This window comes from uncultured Thomasclavelia sp. (assembly GCF_944324745.1).
Classification (GTDB): Bacteria; Bacillota_I; Bacilli_A; order Erysipelotrichales; family Coprobacillaceae; genus Thomasclavelia.
Window position 1 is genome coordinate 1 of the sequence record NZ_CALUXO010000057.1, and the last position, 17,262, is coordinate 17,262.

18 protein-coding genes are annotated in these 17,262 nt (G+C 31.7%); 14 read left to right on the top strand and 4 right to left on the bottom strand.

Annotated elements, in window-relative coordinates; translation table 11 throughout:
- The 6 genes from Q0K54_RS07580 to Q0K54_RS07605 all read left to right on the top strand — a co-directional run.
- A partial coding sequence (locus Q0K54_RS07580; protein ID WP_294579828.1) for a PD-(D/E)XK nuclease domain-containing protein occupies positions 1–260 on the top strand: 260 nt, incomplete at its 5' end.
- A gap of 298 nt (positions 261–558) precedes the next feature.
- Positions 559–1,920 carry a Trk system potassium transporter TrkA gene (gene trkA / locus Q0K54_RS07585; RefSeq protein WP_294579829.1) on the top strand — a complete coding sequence of 454 codons (1,362 nt, stop codon included), beginning with the start codon at positions 559–561 and terminating at the stop codon, positions 1,918–1,920.
- Between the two features lie 5 nt (positions 1,921–1,925).
- Positions 1,926–3,365 carry a TrkH family potassium uptake protein gene (locus Q0K54_RS07590; RefSeq protein ID WP_294579831.1) on the top strand — a complete coding sequence of 480 codons (1,440 nt, stop codon included), beginning with the start codon at positions 1,926–1,928 and terminating at the stop codon, positions 3,363–3,365.
- 82 nt (positions 3,366–3,447) lie between these two features.
- Entirely contained in the window at positions 3,448–4,626 is a 1,179-nt protein-coding gene (locus Q0K54_RS07595; RefSeq protein ID WP_294579833.1) for a deoxyguanosinetriphosphate triphosphohydrolase family protein, read from the top strand.
- Between the two features lie 69 nt (positions 4,627–4,695).
- Positions 4,696–5,022: a cyclic-di-AMP receptor gene (locus tag Q0K54_RS07600; RefSeq protein ID WP_294579835.1), complete on the top strand. Its 327-nt coding sequence runs from the start codon at positions 4,696–4,698 to the stop codon at positions 5,020–5,022.
- A gap of 54 nt (positions 5,023–5,076) precedes the next feature.
- On the top strand, positions 5,077–6,744 hold the full coding sequence (locus Q0K54_RS07605; protein ID WP_294579837.1) for a GNAT family N-acetyltransferase: 1,668 nt from the start codon (positions 5,077–5,079) through the stop codon (positions 6,742–6,744).
- 124 nt (positions 6,745–6,868) lie between these two features.
- On the opposite strand, the gene Q0K54_RS07610 is transcribed toward Q0K54_RS07605, so the two are convergent.
- Complete coding sequence (locus Q0K54_RS07610) at positions 6,869–7,762, bottom strand: PHP domain-containing protein (protein WP_294579838.1); 894 nt, start codon at positions 7,760–7,762, stop codon at positions 6,869–6,871.
- Positions 7,763–7,858: 96 nt separating this feature from the next.
- A complete protein-coding gene (locus tag Q0K54_RS07615; protein ID WP_294579839.1) occupies positions 7,859–9,214 on the bottom strand; it encodes an NCS2 family permease in 1,356 nt (451 codons plus the stop codon).
- 299 nt (positions 9,215–9,513) lie between these two features.
- Between Q0K54_RS07615 and Q0K54_RS07620 the strand changes: the two genes are divergently transcribed.
- The 8 genes from Q0K54_RS07620 (at position 9,514) to Q0K54_RS07655 (ending at position 15,378) form a co-directional block, all read left to right on the top strand.
- Complete coding sequence (locus Q0K54_RS07620; RefSeq protein WP_294579841.1) at positions 9,514–10,314, top strand: folate family ECF transporter S component; 801 nt, start codon at positions 9,514–9,516, stop codon at positions 10,312–10,314.
- Between the two features lie 71 nt (positions 10,315–10,385).
- Positions 10,386–10,826: a stage V sporulation protein AC gene (gene spoVAC, locus Q0K54_RS07625; protein ID WP_294579843.1), complete on the top strand. Its 441-nt coding sequence runs from the start codon at positions 10,386–10,388 to the stop codon at positions 10,824–10,826.
- Entirely contained in the window at positions 10,807–11,811 is a 1,005-nt protein-coding gene (locus Q0K54_RS07630; protein ID WP_294579845.1) for a stage V sporulation protein AD, read from the top strand. Before spoVAC ends, Q0K54_RS07630 begins: the two co-directional genes overlap by 20 nt.
- A complete protein-coding gene (gene spoVAE / locus Q0K54_RS07635; RefSeq protein ID WP_294579847.1) occupies positions 11,808–12,158 on the top strand; it encodes a stage V sporulation protein AE in 351 nt (116 codons plus the stop codon). Before Q0K54_RS07630 ends, spoVAE begins: the two co-directional genes overlap by 4 nt.
- The gene (locus Q0K54_RS07640) at positions 12,155–13,447 is read left to right on the top strand and encodes a spore germination protein (protein ID WP_294579849.1); all 1,293 of its coding nucleotides are present in this window, start codon (positions 12,155–12,157) and stop codon (positions 13,445–13,447) included. The genes spoVAE and Q0K54_RS07640 overlap by 4 nt, the downstream gene beginning before the upstream one ends.
- Before the next feature lie 80 nt (positions 13,448–13,527).
- Entirely contained in the window at positions 13,528–14,256 is a 729-nt protein-coding gene (locus Q0K54_RS07645; RefSeq protein ID WP_294579851.1) for a segregation/condensation protein A, read from the top strand.
- Positions 14,256–14,870 carry an SMC-Scp complex subunit ScpB gene (gene scpB, locus Q0K54_RS07650; RefSeq protein WP_294579853.1) on the top strand — a complete coding sequence of 205 codons (615 nt, stop codon included), beginning with the start codon at positions 14,256–14,258 and terminating at the stop codon, positions 14,868–14,870. The genes Q0K54_RS07645 and scpB overlap by 1 nt, the downstream gene beginning before the upstream one ends.
- Positions 14,857–15,378, top strand: coding sequence for a DUF5662 family protein (locus Q0K54_RS07655; RefSeq protein WP_294579855.1), 522 nt, complete (start codon positions 14,857–14,859; stop codon positions 15,376–15,378). The genes scpB and Q0K54_RS07655 overlap by 14 nt, the downstream gene beginning before the upstream one ends.
- A gap of 265 nt (positions 15,379–15,643) precedes the next feature.
- On the opposite strand, the gene Q0K54_RS07660 is transcribed toward Q0K54_RS07655, so the two are convergent.
- Both Q0K54_RS07660 and Q0K54_RS07665 read right to left on the bottom strand, forming a co-directional pair.
- Entirely contained in the window at positions 15,644–16,363 is a 720-nt protein-coding gene (locus tag Q0K54_RS07660; protein WP_294579858.1) for an ABC transporter permease, read from the bottom strand.
- Positions 16,363–17,250, bottom strand: a complete 888-nt coding sequence (locus Q0K54_RS07665; protein ID WP_294579860.1) for a hypothetical protein — start codon at positions 17,248–17,250, stop codon at positions 16,363–16,365. The genes Q0K54_RS07660 and Q0K54_RS07665 overlap by 1 nt, the downstream gene beginning before the upstream one ends.
- Between the last annotated feature and the right edge of the window lie 12 nt (positions 17,251–17,262).

A 17,262-nucleotide genomic window follows, 5' to 3' on the forward strand; every position in this document is an offset into this window, starting at 1 on the left:
AAATAAAAAGCAATCAGGAAAGTGGAAAAGGAAGAAGTGATATAATCTTAAAGGCCAGAAATGAAAACAAGCCATCATATGTAATAGAATTTAAATATACAAGAGATAAGAAAGTAGATTTAAAAGAACTGGCCAAAGAAGCCGTTGACCAAATTATCGATAATCGATACGATATGGGATTAAAGGGGCGAGTAATATATATCGGACTGGCGCATCGTCAAAAACAATGTGAAGTATTGTGGAGACAAAAAGAAGGATAAAAATTAAAATGATATAGCTATTTTAAGCTTTCAAAAATTGTGATAAATTTGTTTTTATCTCAATTTTTTGTCTTTATATTTTCTTTATGTCACTATATATGAATATTTTAAAAATTAATGATTTTAATTAGAAGTTTGCGAAATTTCAATATTAAAATTATATTAAGATTATAATAAATTATCATTTAGTTTTGAATTGTTACGATATTGTAAAGTTTGAAGGCAAATGGTTGCAAGTTAGGTAGAAATGTGTCAAAATTGAGGCAAATGAGAATATCAAGGGGGAAGTTTTTTTATTATGAAGATTATCGTTTTGGGTGCTGGTAAAGTTGGTAAAACTTTGATTAAGCACATGTCCAATGAAGATCATGATATTGTAGTTATTGATACTAATGGACAAAAAATCGATGATGTTGTTAATCAATATGATGTAATCGGCGTTGTTGGTAATGGTGGTTCTTATGATATCTTAATGGAAGCTGGTGCTGATGATGCAGATTTAATTATTTGTGTTACCGCATCTGATGAATTGAATATTTTAGCGGGATTAGTTGCTAAAAGAATGGGAACTCGTCATACAATTGCTCGGGTTCGTAATCCTGATTATTTGAAACAAAGAGATTTCATGCGTGATAAATTAGGATTTTCAATGATCATTAATCCAGAATTAGAAGCAGCAAGTGAAATTAGACGGGCTTTGGCTTTTCCATCAGCAGTTAAAGTTGAAACTTTTTCACGTGGTAAAGTTGAACTGGCTGAATTCTATGTTGAAGATAATAGTAAATTAGTTGGTATTTCATTAAATCAATTAGAAAAATTATCAAAAACAAATATTTTGGTTTGTGCTGTTAGTCATAATGAAGAAGTTATCATTCCTGGTGGGAATTATATGATTAAAGCTGGTGACCATTTACATATTACTGGAGCTCATCGCGATTTAGTTCATTTTTGCTTAGATGTTGGCTTTAACACGCACCGCGTTAGAAATGTTTTAATTGTTGGTGGTGGTAAGATTGCTTATTACTTGACTAAATTTTTATCAGTTCAGGGAATCAAAGTTAAGATTATTGAAAAAGAATTATCTCGCTGTGAGGAATTATCAAAAAAATTACCATTTGCGACTATTATTTATGCTGATGGTAGTGATGAAGAAATTTTATTAGAAGAGGGAATCGAAAATACTGACGCGTTTTTAGCTTTAACTGGATTAGATGAAGAAAACTTGATCTTATCATTATATGCTAAAAACTTATATCATCGTAAAACGGTAGCTAAGGTTACTCGAATGAATTTTACGGGATTGACTGATAGTTTGAAAGTTGATAGTCTTGTAGCTCCAAAGCGGATTATCGCGGGACAAATTATTCGTTATGTTCGCGCTAAAATGAATAAAGATGATGATTCAAGTGTTAAAACTTTATATAAATTAGTTGATGGTGAAGTTGAAGCTGGTGAATTTGTTGCTACTGAAAAATTTAAATATTTGCATCAGACTTTAAATGATTTACAGTTACAGCCAAATGTTATTGTGGCAACAATTTCTCGTGGTGATGAAATTATTGTTCCTAAAGGAAATACGACAATTGAAAAAGACGATCATGTAATTATTATTTCTAAAGGTATAACTTTAAAGAGCCTTAATGATATTGTAAGGAGATAGTCGATATGAATAAAAAGATGATCGTTTATGCCATTGGAAAATTATTAATGATTACTGGTTTATTAATGTTGATACCAGTTATCGTTTCTTTGATTTATCAAGAACATGAAGGAATCTATTATGCAATTGTCGCTGCAGCCATTATCGTTATTGGATATTTGATTTCATATAAAGTACCGGAAAAGAAAAATATTTATGCTCGTGAAGGTTTTGTCATTGTTGCCTTAGGGTGGATCATTGTTTCTTTAGTTGGTGCTATTCCGTTTTGTTTAAGTGGTGAAATACCATCTTATGTTGATGCGGTCTTTGAAACAGTATCTGGTTTTACTACAACAGGTTCATCAATCTTGACTGATGTTGAAGCCTTAAGTCGAACTAACTTATTTTGGCGGAGTTTTACTCACTGGATAGGAGGAATGGGAATCTTAGTATTCGTCATTGCCTTTGTTCCAATTGCCTCTGGTCGTTCGATGCATATTTTAAAAGCTGAGGTTCCCGGACCAGTAGTTGGAAAACTGGTTTCTAAAGTTAAGTTAACAGCTAGAATTTTATATGTAATCTATGCAGTTTTAACAGTTATCTTAATTATCTTGCTGGTTTTAGGTGGAATGTCGTTATTTGACAGTATGTTAATGGCCTTTGGTACTGCCGGTACCGGGGGATTTGGAATCAAAAATAATAGTGCCATGTACTGGGATAGTGCCTACATTGAAGGTGTTTTAACTGTCTTTATGATTTTATTTGGGATTAACTTTAACTTGATTTATTTTGCAATTTTAGGACGAATCAAGGAAGTGTTACGTTCTGAAGAACTACGCTGGTATTTATCAATAATCTTTATTGCAATTGCCTTAATTACAATAAATACTTTACCGATGTATAGTTCGATTTTACAGGCATTTAGATATGCTAGTTTCCAGGTTGGTTCGATTATTACGACAACAGGTTATGTCAGCTATAATTACGATACCTGGCCACTATTTTCACAAATGATCTTACTGGCTTTGATGTTTATTGGAGCATGTTCGGGATCAACTGGTGGCGGGATCAAAGTATCTAGAGTTGTTGTTTATTTCAAAAATGCTCGAAATGAACTTCGTCGTCTGATTCATCCTCATAGTATCAAAACAGTAGAATTTGAAGGGCAGCCAATTGATGAATCGGTTAACCGTAATATTCATGCTTATTTAGCTGTTTATCTGGCTTTATTTGCAGTTTCATTATTGATTGTTTCATTGAATAATTTTGATTTTAAAACAACTTTTTCAGCCGTTACTACATGTTTTAATAACGTTGGTCCTGGTTTGGAAGTTGTCGGTGCAGTTGGTAACTTTGCACCACTTAGTGATTTATCAAAAATTGTCCTTAGTTTTGATATGCTAGCTGGACGATTAGAATTATTTCCATTATTATTGTTATTCTCGCCTTCACTTTGGCGTAAGTAAGCTATCGATAATCAGATAGCTTTTTTTATTTTGGTATAATTTATATTAAATTACAATATATTATAGATAGGTGTGGAGATAAATGAAAAAAGAAGAAATTGTAATCAAAAATGCTTTAAAAATGACTAAAGAAGCAGATGGGCAATTATCGTTATATGCTACTAAAAATCAAGATTGTATTAAAGTAAAACAACCCATAAAAAATCATGAAGAATTTGATATTCGCTGGCCCTATGAAGAAGATGTCGATCGCATTCTTTATTGTAAATCATATCAGCGTTTAGTTGATAAAACACAGGCATTATCATTTTTTAATAATGCGCATATTTCCAAACGTTCAATTCACGTTCAATGGGTTAGTCGAATTGCCCGGCAAATCGGCCGTGGTTTAAATTTAAATCTAGATTTAATCGAAGCAGCAGCTTTGGGTCATGATTTAGGTCATGGGCCTTATGGTCATGTAGGCGAAAAAGCTTTAGATCAAATTTTAATGAAGAAGAAATTTGGTCATTTTACTCATAATGCTAATAGTGTTAGAAATTTATTATTTATTGAGCGGGATGGAATTGGTTATAATGTTTCATTACAGGTATTAGATGCTATTTTATGTCATAATGGAGAAATTATTTCACAAAAATATCTACCTGACTATGATAAAACGATTGAACAGTTCTGGCAGGAATATCATGATTGTTGGCATAAAAAAGATACCAGCTTAAAAATTCGACCAATGACTCTAGAAGGTTGTGTGGTTCGTGTCAGTGATGTTATTTCTTATATTGGTAAAGACATTGAAGATGCCATTAAGGTTGGTTTAATTAAAAAAGATGATCTGCCTAAAGCAGCCACCAATATTTTAGGTGATGATAATAAATCAACGATTAATCGTTTAATCAGTGATTTAGTGATCCATAGTTATGAAAAACCATATTTATCTTTTTCATCAGAAGTCTTTAAAGCTTTAAAAACTTTATTAACTTTTTTATCAGTTAAGGTTCATCAACATCCAATATTAGTCAAAGAAAATCAAAAATTGATCAGAATGATTAATCAGTTATATGATGTATACTATGAAGAGTTAAATGATGTTAATGATCATGACTGTAAAATTAAATCTTTTGTCAATAAGATGGTTCCGGAATATAGTAAAAACGATCCGGCATTAATAGTAGCTGACTATTTATCGATGATGACCGATAGCTATGTTTTAAATGAATATGAATCGATTTTCTTACCAATCGTTCACAATACGATACTTTAAAAAAGAAATTATACTAACTTTAAAAAAATAGTGTTATAATATTAACAAGAAGTACAAGGAGGAGTTAATATGAAACTTATAATTGCAATCGTTAATTCAGATGATAGCTCTAGTGTACAAGGAGCGCTTACTGAAAATGGATACTTCGTTACTAAATTATCTACTACAGGAGGATTTTTGAAAAAGGGTAATACAACATTCTTTGTTGGTACTAATGATGATAAAGTTGATGACTGTATTTCTATAATTAAAGCTCATTCTAAAAAACGGGTAGAAAAAGAACCAACAGTACCTCCAACTGAAATGGGTGAATTCTTTACTCCAATTATGGTTGATGTTTTAGTTGGTGGCGCCACTGTCTTTGTTTTAAATATTGACCAGTTCGAAAAATTCTAAAAAAGAAGTAGCATCGCTACTTCTTTTATTTTATAATTATCTAAGGTGAAGAAAATGAAGTATAGATTATTAAATAAACAAGAAATTGATCAAGTCATTTTTTTAGTTGATCAGGTAGCTAAAAAACAGGTTTTTAAAGACTATGATCAAGCAGGAATTGATAGTTTTAATCAGGTTAATCAACCATCTTTTTATTTAGATAAACATAATATAACCTATGTTGCTTTAGATAATGGACAAATTGTTGGGATGATTACTCTTTCTAATAACAATCACATAAGTTTATTATTTGTTTTAGAACCATATCAGCATTTAGGAATAGGGAGTAAATTATTAAAAATTGTTGATAACCTGGTTTTAAAAGATATAAAGGTAAATTCAGGAATTGATGCCAAAGATTTTTATTTAAAATCAGGTTTTGAATTAACTGCCAATTTGCAAAAACAAGATGGAATTTTATTTTATCCAATGGTTAAAAAAAGAGTGATGAAGTCGCGTTTTGAAAATTATGATCAGGTTGTAACTTTTATCAACAGTCAAAAAAATCGGGTTTACAGCTTAGATAATTTTAAAAAATATATGGATGATTTAGGTAATCCGCAACTACTTTTAGATTGTATTCATATTGGGGGAACCAATGGTAAAGGATCAACGACCAATTATATTAAAGAGGTTTTAAAGCAAGCTGGTTATAAAGTTGCTACATTTACCTCACCAGCATTATATTCAAGATTAGATATTATTCGTATCAATGATGTTTTTATCGATGATAAAACGATGGTAGCCTATGCTAATCGTTATGTTGATTTGTGGCTGAAATATGAAATTTCGATGTTTGAAATTGAAGTATTTGTGGCTATAATGTATTTTATTGAAAATAATGTTGATTTCGCTATTTTTGAAGTTGGTTTAGGTGGCTTATTAGATGCAACTAATATCATTAAGCCAATGCTGGCAATCAATACTAATATTGGATTAGACCACGTTGATTATTTAGGTCATGATTATCAAAGTATTGCTTTAAATAAAGCTGGGATCGTTAAAGAGGGAATTGATTATTTAACCGGTGAAACTAAAGAAGAATGTTTACAAGTTTTTAAAGAAGTTTGTCAGCAACATCACAGTCAATTATTACAAATGCAGCCAATTACTAATATTATCGATGGTAATAATGTTAGCTATCATTATCGTGATTATGACATTATTTTAGATACACCTGCTTTATATCAAATCCAAAATAGCGCTTTAGCTTTAGAAGCATTACTTTATTTAAAAAGTCATCATTTAGTTACATTCAGTGATGATGATTTACTGCAGGGAATGTATAATGCTAAATGGCCTGGGCGCTTTGAAATGGTTCATATTGATCCAGTAATTATTGTCGATGGTGCTCATAATAAAGAAGGAATCGATGCTTTTTATGAATGTGCCAAAAAATATGATGATATCAAAATTATTTTTAGTGCCTTAAAAGACAAAGATTATAAGCATATGATTGAAAAATTATTACAGTTAACCGATGATTTAACTATTTGTGAGTTTGAACATATTCGAGCAACTACAGCAAATGATCTGGCCAAAGGTTTTGATGTTAAGATCCAGCCTGATTATAAACAGGCTATCAAAGAATCATTAAATCATCAAGGAACGGTTTTTGTTACCGGATCCTTATATTTTATTTCCAAAGTTAGAAACTATATTTTAAATGAGTTAAAAGGGTAAAATTGCTTAGATTTTACCCTGTTTGTTATCATCTAAAAATTGCTGTTTACTAATTGTATCAGTGCTTTGTTGATATTAAAACCTGGTTGATTTATTTTATATCGATTATGTAAATAAGATTTATTTACTTATTTAGATCATTAATTATTTTTGGTAGTAATGATTCATCATTACTAATATCTTCATTAATTAAGCCAATTTGAGGATGAAGCAGATCTTTTTGATGAAAATCAGACCCGGCGGTTATAAACAAATTGAGCTTTTTAGCTACTTGTGACCAAGTTTCAATTTCATTGATTTTTTGGTTATTACGATCGATATAGATATAAATAGCTTCTAAACCGTCAGCGTTCATTTCTTTTAGTAAATTAATAATGGTTTCACGGCTGGTACCATCTTCATAGTAATAACAAACTGGATGCGCTAAGACAACTTTACCATGAGCCTGTTTAATTAGTTTACTAGCTTCCATTGGAGTAATTGTGACTTTCTTGACATAGCCAATGCATCCTTCATTCATGATTGATTCAATGAACTTGCCGGTAGTTGGAAGTTTAGAAAATTGTTTGATTAAAAGTGGATGATTTTGGGGATTGTTGATGATATCCCTGGCAATATGGGCTTTAGTAACAATTTTGATCTTGGCTAATTGTTGATAATTAATCAAATAGCCTAATTTTGTTAACTTTTTAGTCACTTTTTTTAAATAATCGTGACGAGCATTTTTCAGTTTTGATAAACTGTTGATTAATAAGGGATTATCAAGATCAATATTATATCCTAAGACATGAAAACCAGCTTTATTTAATGAAGTAGAAATTTCAACCCCAGGAATTATGTTTATTTGTCTGGCTTTAGCATAATCAAATAATTCCGGACTGTAAGCAGCAATTGAATCATGGTCAGTGATAGAAATAGTTTCTACTTGATTTTTAACCGCTGTGTCAATGATTTCAAATGGGGACATGGTACCATCAGATAAGTTACTATGAATATGTAAGTCTATTTTCAAGTTCATTTTTAATCACCTGCCTAAAAGTATTATAGCAGACGCTTATTTAAACTAATAATATTTTGATACTAAAAAAGGGAGAAAATTTTCTCCCCAGTGATTTTAAATAATTGCTAGTAAAATGAAATTTAAAATAAATAAGATAGCCACACCAGCTATAATTGGATGAATTTCTTTGGCTTGTTTTTTTACGATTTTAACAATGCAATAGAAGATAAAGGCTGTAGCAATTCCATAAGAAATGCTGTAGCAAAGAGCCATGAACATTCCAGCAAAGAAAGCTGGTACCGCTTCTTCAAGATCATTCCAATTAATTTCGGTAAATGATGAAACCATCATACATCCAACAATAACTAAAGCTGGTGCTGTCGCTGCTGATGGTACAGCACTAACAAAAGTTGATAAAAAGGTACTTAAGGCAAAACAGATAGCAACAACTACTGAAGTTAAGCCAGTACGACCACCAACTCCAATACCGGCAGCACTTTCAACGAAAGTTGTAGTATTGCTGGTACCAAAGATAGCACCGATTGATGTTGCTGTCGCATCAGCAAATAAAGCTTTATCCATTTTAGAACTAAAGCCACTACTGCTTTCTAAAGCAGCTTCATCTTCTGCTGAGAAAATACCACTTTTACGACCAGTACCGATAAAAGTACCAATAGTATCAAAAGTATCAGACATACTAAAAGCAAAAATAGTGATGATTACTAGTGGTAATCTTGACATATCAGTAAATAATGAAGGTAAACCCTCAGAAGTAAAGATAACACCAAATGTTGAAGGTAAAGCTTTAACAGCTTCAGAAAAACTTACTGTATCAGTTGTAGTAGTTACCCCAAATGGAATCCCAATTAAAGTTGTAATTACAATGGCAATTAAGATACCACCTTTAACATTTAAAATTGTAAGAACTACGGCCAACAATAATCCAATTAAAAATACCCATAAAATTGGTTGATTGATATTTGCTAGAGCTGGTACACCAGAATCAAAAGTAATCATCCCAACATTTAAAAATCCTAAATAAGCAATAAATACCCCAATTCCACCACCAATAGCATTTTGTAATGATTGAGGAATTGCTTTGATAATAGTTTTACGAATTTTGGTAACAGTAATAAAGATATTAATCAGACCACAAATGAAAACCATTGATAAAGCTTGTTGCCAAGTAAAATCTAAAGCAAAACAAACTGTGTAAACGAAAAAGGCATTTAATCCCATTCCAGGTGCTTGAGCATATGGCACGTTAGCAACTAAGCCCATAATCAAAGTTCCAATTACTGAAGCAATAATTGTTGCTAGAAAGACAGCACCCCATTCCATTCCTGATTGACTTAAGGTATTGGGATTGACCGCAATAATATAAGCCATAGCAAAGAATGTGGTAATTCCTGCTATTACTTCAGTGGAAATACTTGTGTTGTTTTCTTTTAGTTTAAAAAATTTTTCCATTGAATATTCTCTCCTCTTTAATCTTTTAACGGTAAAACCTTATCATATTTATAAAATTCTTGCAAATAAATCCCTGAAAAATAACGAAATAAGACGATAAATGTTAAGATGATATTAAGGTTGCTATGGCTAGGTATTTGTAGTATTATCTTTCTTGTATACTTTTGTATATAAATTTATAAAAAGGGGGAGTCTACTTTTTAGTAGCAATCGCATGTACGGTCAATGATCGGAATTAACGCCTGTGGACTAGAAATGAGGATGAAGCAGGAAAGATTGTAAATAAGTAGCAATCAATTATGATTCAAATTATTTGCGGATTTATTTTAGTTGTAATCGGGATATTCGTGTTTTGGAAATATCCGATTAAAAGTGATGCCAAATCACTGTCACTGGCAGCGTTATTAATTATTTTAGCTGCAATTTTAAAACGGTTGTCAATCATGATACCGTTATTTGGTTTTGAAAGCTTGAAAATTTCTATCGAAGTTATTCCAATGATGCTTGCAGGGCTATTATTGGCACCGGGTTATTGTTATATTATTGGGATAGCAGTCGATTTAGTGGGATTAATTGTGACACCGACGGGTTTTCCATTTTTAGGATTTACCTTAAATGCTATGTTGCAGTGTTTAATTCCAGCGCTGATTGTTAAAAATGTCCAAGAAAGGCAATTGCCGTTTTTAGAGCGCGTTATTCAAGTTTTATTAGTTGTTTTAGCTTTAGGCGCTAGTATTTATATTTTTAGCTTAGATCAAGTAGTTATCTCGAACAATATTGTAACTATCACTAACAGCTTTAAAATCATCATGAGTGCTATTTGTATCTTGATGGTCATTATTTTGTTTATCGTGATGTATTTTTATAAGCGAAAGTTATCAAAACCGGATTATTATTTATTTAATCTTTGGGTAATTGCTGTTGTTTTAGTCGAGATGATCGTTGTCTTTATCTTAACGCCTTATTGGCTTCAGGCAATGTATGGTATTCCATTTATGTTGTCGTTATTTTTACGAGTTATTAAAGAATGTATCATGATACCAATTGATATCATTTTAGGATATAGTGTTTTAACAGTTGTTAAGAAGCTAAAAGTGTAACCAGTTTTGGTTACACTTTTTTGTTTATTTTTTTTATTACTGGAAAAAATAGTAGGGAAGAGGTGAAATAAATGGAAACATCAAAATATAATCAAATTGCTGAAAAGCTAAAACCGAAAAAAACTGTTTTTAAACATTGTGTCTATGCTTTTATTTATGGTGGTGCTATTGGAGCAATTGGTGAATTTTTACTAGAATTTTATATGCAGATTTTTAATGTGGAACAAGAAGATGCCTCACCAATGATGATCATTACTTTAATTTTAATCGCTGCAGTGTTAACGGGTCTTGGAATCTATGATCGAATGGCTAAAAAAGCTGGAGCTGGAACTTTTATTCCGATTACCGGTTTTGCTAACAGTATGACTTCTAGTGCCATGGAAGCAAAAAGTGAAGGACTGGTAACGGGAATTGGAGCCAATATGTTTAAACTAGGAGGTACCGTAATTACCTTTGGAATCGTGGCTTCATTTGTACTAGGAGGCATTCGCTATGTCATCAGTCTTATCTAATAATTCGATGTATCTTCATAATGTTTATATCCGTTCAGTAGCAACGGTATGTGGTATTGATGAATATCTTGGCCCTTTAGGTCATTATTTTGATCATCATTATCAAGATTATCATCTAGGAAAACCTTCCTATGAACTGGCAGAAATTGCAATGTTACAAGATGCTATCAATCTAGCTCTAACTAAAGGAGATCTCACTTATCAAGATATTAATATTTATTTTGGTGGTGATTTAAACAATCAGGTTACGGCGACTAATTATGCCGCTAAAAAGTTTAAGCGACCATTGATGGCTATGTATGGTGCTTGTGCGACAATGGGACTGGTCATTAATAATGCTTCAATGTTAATAGAAAATTATAGTATTCATAATGCCAATTGTTTTGTTTGTAGTCATAACGCTACGGCTGAACGCCAGTTTCGCTATCCATTAGAATATGGAATTCAGCGAAAAGAAACGATGACCACCACGGCTACTGGTGCCGTTAGTGTTATTTTAGATAATAATCCTAGCCGGGTTCGAATTGAGGCTTTGACTATTGGACGAGTTATTGATTTAAAGCAAAGTAATCCTAATGACATGGGGCGAGCAATGGCACCAGCGGCTTTTGATACATTAGTAAATCATTTAAATGATTTAAAAAGAAAAGGAACTGATTATGATTTAATTGTTACTGGTGATTTATCAGCCTATGGTAAAAAGATCCTTCAGGAAATGATGGACGAAAATCAAATCAAATATCATCGATATGATGATTGTGGCTGTTTATTATATGATAGTAATCAAGATGTCAATCAAGGTGGCAGTGGTCCGGCCTGTAGTGCTTTAGTTACTTTTGGCTATTTATATCAAAAAATGCTGGAAGGAAAATACCGCCGGATATTAGTTATTACAACTGGGGCCTTATTATCACCGGTTATGACCAACCAAAAACAAAGTATTCCCTGCATTGGTCATGCTTTTAGTTTGGAGGTTGTTAAATGAATTACTTATTAGCCTTTTTATTTTGTGGAACTGTTTGTGTTATTGCGCAGCTGATTTATGAATATACCAAATTAACTCCAGGACATATTACTAGTTTATTTGTTGTTATTGGCGCTTTTTTAGATTTATTTCATATTTATGATACTTTTATTGATATCTTCCATGCTGGAGCTTTATTACCGATAACCAGTTTTGGCCATTCTTTGATGCATGGTGCTTTACAGGCTACTAAAGAATTTGGTGTTTTTGGCTTGGCTTTAGGAATTTTTGATTTAACTGCTGCGGGTATTAGTAGTGCTATTTTATTTGCTTTTTTAGTAGCGATATTTGCTAAACCAAAATCATGAACAAAAATAAATCTTTTGATTTTAATACCCGGGTCTTAGATTTTAATCAGGAAAAAGTGACAATAACCTATCTTTCTAGTTTATGTGGTGATGATTTGATTGCTTATCTGGTTATGGGAATTACTAATCATCAAGGTAAAACATTGGAAGATTGTTTAAATAATGGAGCGGTGACTAAAGAAAATAATCATCAAAAAGCTGTTTATGCCCTGCTTAGTGGTTGTGCGGTAATCGAATATCAAAACCAAGAATATGTCTTAGATACTAGACGTTATCCCAATCGTTCGGTTGAAGAACCGGAAACTGAAAAAAGTGTTCGAGGTTCTAAAGATGGTTTCAATGAATCAATTTTAACCTGTGCTGGATTGATTAGACGCCGGATTAAAAATATGGATCTAATTTTAGAAAAACAAACGATTGGTCATAATAATCCTTTAGATATTTGTTTATGTTACTTAGATAGTGCTGTTGATAAGCAGATGTTATCACTAGTAACCAAACGTATCAAGGAAATTAAAAATCAGGATTTAGTCATGTCTGATCGGGCTGTTGAAGAGATGATTTTGGATCAGGGTTATAATCCTTTTCCATTAGTTCGTTATAGTGAACGACCTGATGTGGTGGCTACTCATATTCTTCATGGTAGAATTGCGATTATTTGTGATACTTCCTCATCAGTTATGATGCTTCCAACGACAATCTTTGAGATTTTGGAACATGTAGAAGAACATCGACAAACACCGATTATCGGAACCTTTATTCGTTTGATTCGTTGCAGTGCGGTCTTGCTTTCGATTTATTTAGTGCCATTATGGTTGTTGTTTAGTTTAAAAGGGCAGATTGACATGTTTTTTTTAGGTCAGGTTTTGCTAGTTGAATTATCGATTGAATTATTAAGAATTGCTACCATTCATACTCCCACTTCATTATCAAATGCCATGGGGATGATTGCAGCGGTTTTATTAGGTCAATTTGCGATTGATCTAGGATTTTTTAGTGAAGAAATTTTATTATTTTGTGCAATTGGAGATGTTGGGGGCTTTGCCACTCCTAATTATGAATTATCATTGACTAATAAGTATTTAAAAATCTTTTTAATTATTTTTGTGGGGTTTTTAGGTTGGATCGGTTTTATTATTTTTCATGTGATTTTAATTGGTTATTTATTGACAATAAAACCATTTGGTGTTTCTTATTTATATCCGTTATTTCCTTTTAATGGTAAAGCATTGTTGAATTTTATTATTCGTAAACCAAAAACTAAAGAGGGGTCAAAAACTGTAACTTAGTTGCAGTTTTTTCGTCTAAAAAGAAATCTATTAATGATTTTAAAACTGTGTTATAATAACTACTGCTAGGAGGGTGAAAGATGGAATATCAGGTAGTTATTGATGATTTTCAAGGACCATTAGATTTATTATTACATTTAATTAAAGAAAAAGAGATGGATCTAGAAACTTTAGAATTATCGGTTATTGCTGATCAGTATCTACAATATATTCATGCAATGGACCCCTCTAAGCTAGAAGAAATGTCGGAATATTTAGTAATGGCCGCGGATTTAATTGAGATGAAAAGTAAGATGTTGATTCCTAAAGAAAAAGTAGAAATCAATGATGAGTATCAAGAAGATCCTCGTGAAGCTTTAATTAAACGCTTGATTGAATATAAACGCTATAAAGATGTTTTAGATGAAATCAAAGAAAAATATGAACATCGTCAAACAATTATTATTAAACCAGCGGAGTCAATGGATGAGTATGTCGTGGATACTTCAACGATGATTCCTGAAGGATTAGAAGTTTATGATTTGATGAAGGCGATGCAAAAGATGTTTCAACGGAAAGCCATGTTACGGCCCTTAGATACACATATTGCCAAAAAGGAAATATCGATTGATGAACGTTCATCACAAATTCGTGATTTCTTTAAAACTAGAGTTAATAAGCGAGTTAAGTTTGAAGATTTATTTGATCATTATGATCGAACTTATTTTATTATTACATTTATGTCAATTTTAGTTTTGGCTAAAGATAAAGAAGTTGAAATAATCCAGGATGGATTATTTAGTGAGATCTATGTAGAAGGGAAACTTTAATGAAAGATAATAATTATTTAGATATTATTGAAGGTATGCTGTATTTAGCTGGAGATGAAGGTATCGATATTAAAGAAATTGCCGGTGTCTTAGAAATCAGCAAGAAAGAAGCAACGCTTTTAATGGACCAGTTTATTCAATTATATGAAAATAAAATGTTTAACGGGATTAAGTTAGTAGACTTTGGTGGCCGTTATAAAATGGCTACTAATGAAGACTATTTCATGTATTATCAAAAAATGGTTGAACAAAGTAAAAGTTCATTATCAAATGCGGCTTTAGAAACTTTAGCGATTATTGCCTATAATCAGCCAATTACTAGAATGCAGGTCGAAGAAATTCGTGGAGTAGGGTGCGATGCGATGATTCGAAAACTGGTAGCTAAAGCTTTAATAAAAGAAGTGGGACGTGAAGATAGTCCGGGAATGCCAATTCTTTATGGAGTTACCGATGAGTTTATGGATGCTTTTGGTTTAGCTTCGTTAGATGAATTACCAGATTTAGCGGATATCGTTGAAATTGATGATCAGGAAGATATTTTTGCTACCCGCTATCAAGAAGATAATGTCGAAGAAATAGTTCAGAAAGAAAGTGATGTCAATGAAACTGATTAAACATTTAAAAACCATTACTAAACATAAATATTATGTTATGAAACTTTGCTTTCGCTTTGGGTTGTATAAACAAGGTTTATTACATGATTTATCGAAATACTCCTGGTGTGAATTAACAACCGGGGCTAAATATTATTTAGGTTATAAATCACCAAATAGTAATGAAAGACAGCAGAAAGGTTACAGCAGTGCCTGGTTACATCATAAAGGACGTAATAAACATCATTGGGAATATTGGATTGATTTTACTAAAGATGGTATTATTGCAATTGAAATGCCGATTAAGTATGTTGTGGAAATGTTTTGTGATCGGGTGGCAGCAACGATGGTTTATCGTGGTAATGATTTTGATTTTACAGCACCACTAGATTATTACAATAAGACGCATCATTACTATGTTATCAATCCTAAAACAGATGCAATCATCAAAGATATGCTGGAGCATTTAGCTAACTCCAATCTTGATGAAACGATTAAATATATAAAAAAAGAATATTTAAATAAATAAAGGAACAGCTATGAGGTAATTGGCTGTTCCTTTATACTATATTGATAAAATAATTCAGTTCTAAATATTAAATTTTTATGGGCTAAATTATTATAGTTAAATAGTAATCAATAAATATCTGATAGGCTCTATCTATTTTTATAATATGTTGGAGAATTGATAATGTCAACACACCAATAATAAATATATTATTTTTAAACAGATGACATGAAAATATGTTGATTTATTTAAAGTATAAAAAAATAAAGATACAGATGCGGTATCTTTATTTATAATAAGATAATATTTTTTTGACTAAGAAATTTATCAATAAAATAATGATGATCATCCATAAAGTCCAGGCAAAAATCCCAGGCATGTCTATTTGGACTCTGGCAAAATAGAGCTGCTTTCCAATTCCTTGACTAGATGAAACAAAGATTTCAGCCATGACTCCGACTTTTAAGCTTAGTGGTAAAGCTGTTTCAATTGCCGAAATTAGATAACCTTTAATTAACGGTAAATAAACTTTGAATAAATTAAAGATAAATGAATGATGATATAAGCAAATAATATCATTTAATTCTGGATCAATGTTTTTAATTCCATTAACAGCATTATTATAAAAAATCGGTAAAATCATCAATAAAACGATTACAATTAAAGCAGTTAAACTTTTAAACCAGACTAACAAAACTAAAATATAAGCAATCTGGGGAATCGTTTGAATTAATGAGATAATCGGGTAAAGATAATCATTAACTTTTCTAGATAGACCACTAAAAATTCCTAATAAAGTTCCAATGACAAAAGCAATTAGAAAGCTTAATAGCACTCTAAGCAAAGTAGCGATAATGGCCAGATAAAATGACGAAGTTGTTGCTAGTGCCAGCATTCGATTAACAACTGTAAGTGGTAATGGCAAGATTACCACTTTATCAATTGATAAAGCACAACCTTGCCAAACCAACAAAAGAATTATAATTGTAATAATTTTACGCTTCATTAAACAAGCATGTCATCACTATATTCAATATTATATAGTGTTAAAAAGTCTTTGATTTGCTCTGCGCAGTCACTAGCAGCTTTGTAATGAAGATTTTGACGTTCGATGGAATTAACGGTAATTTCAACACTAGGTAAACCTAAAGTTTCAATTCCAATATTTTCTAGATCTTCTTGTAAACCTTCATAACCATTATTAGTAAATTCATCAATGGCATTGAACAATTCATCATAATTAGTACCCTCTTTAATGAAAATAGCTGCTTGTGGATAACCATCATCACCATAAGCTTCTTGTAAATTACCAATGATTGATAATTCTAAGCCATTTTGTTTAGCTTTTGCAATGGTTGCACTAGCTAATGGTTCCGCTAATAATCCAACTTGGACATTACCAGCTAATAATTGTTGTTGTACTAAAGTAGCTGATTGATAATAAGTAGGAGTTAATGAAGTTTCGATATCAGTACTTTCATAGATTAATTGAGGAACAGCTCCTTCACCAAATAATGCAATTTCACCAGTTTGTGATAAGGCATCTTCACTTGTACCTACTAAATATAAATTTCCCCAGGTAAGGATAGCTTGAATTCGATAGTCAGTTTGATCATTTGCAATAAGATTAGCACCGACATTAACAGGGGCAACAATAATATCATATTCACTATCATCTTTAGATAATTCAGCGACCAGCTGATCACTACCATCGACAAAATCGATTTTACCATTTTCTGTTATATTGTCATATTCACTGACAAAAGCTAATGATGGAGCTCCAGTTGGACAAAGAATATTGGCACTATCTGAGCCATCTTCACTTTGTGATGAACATCCAACTATTGTTAGCATCATCAGTGCACATATTAAATATTTTAATAGTTTCTTCATTTTACTCCTCCA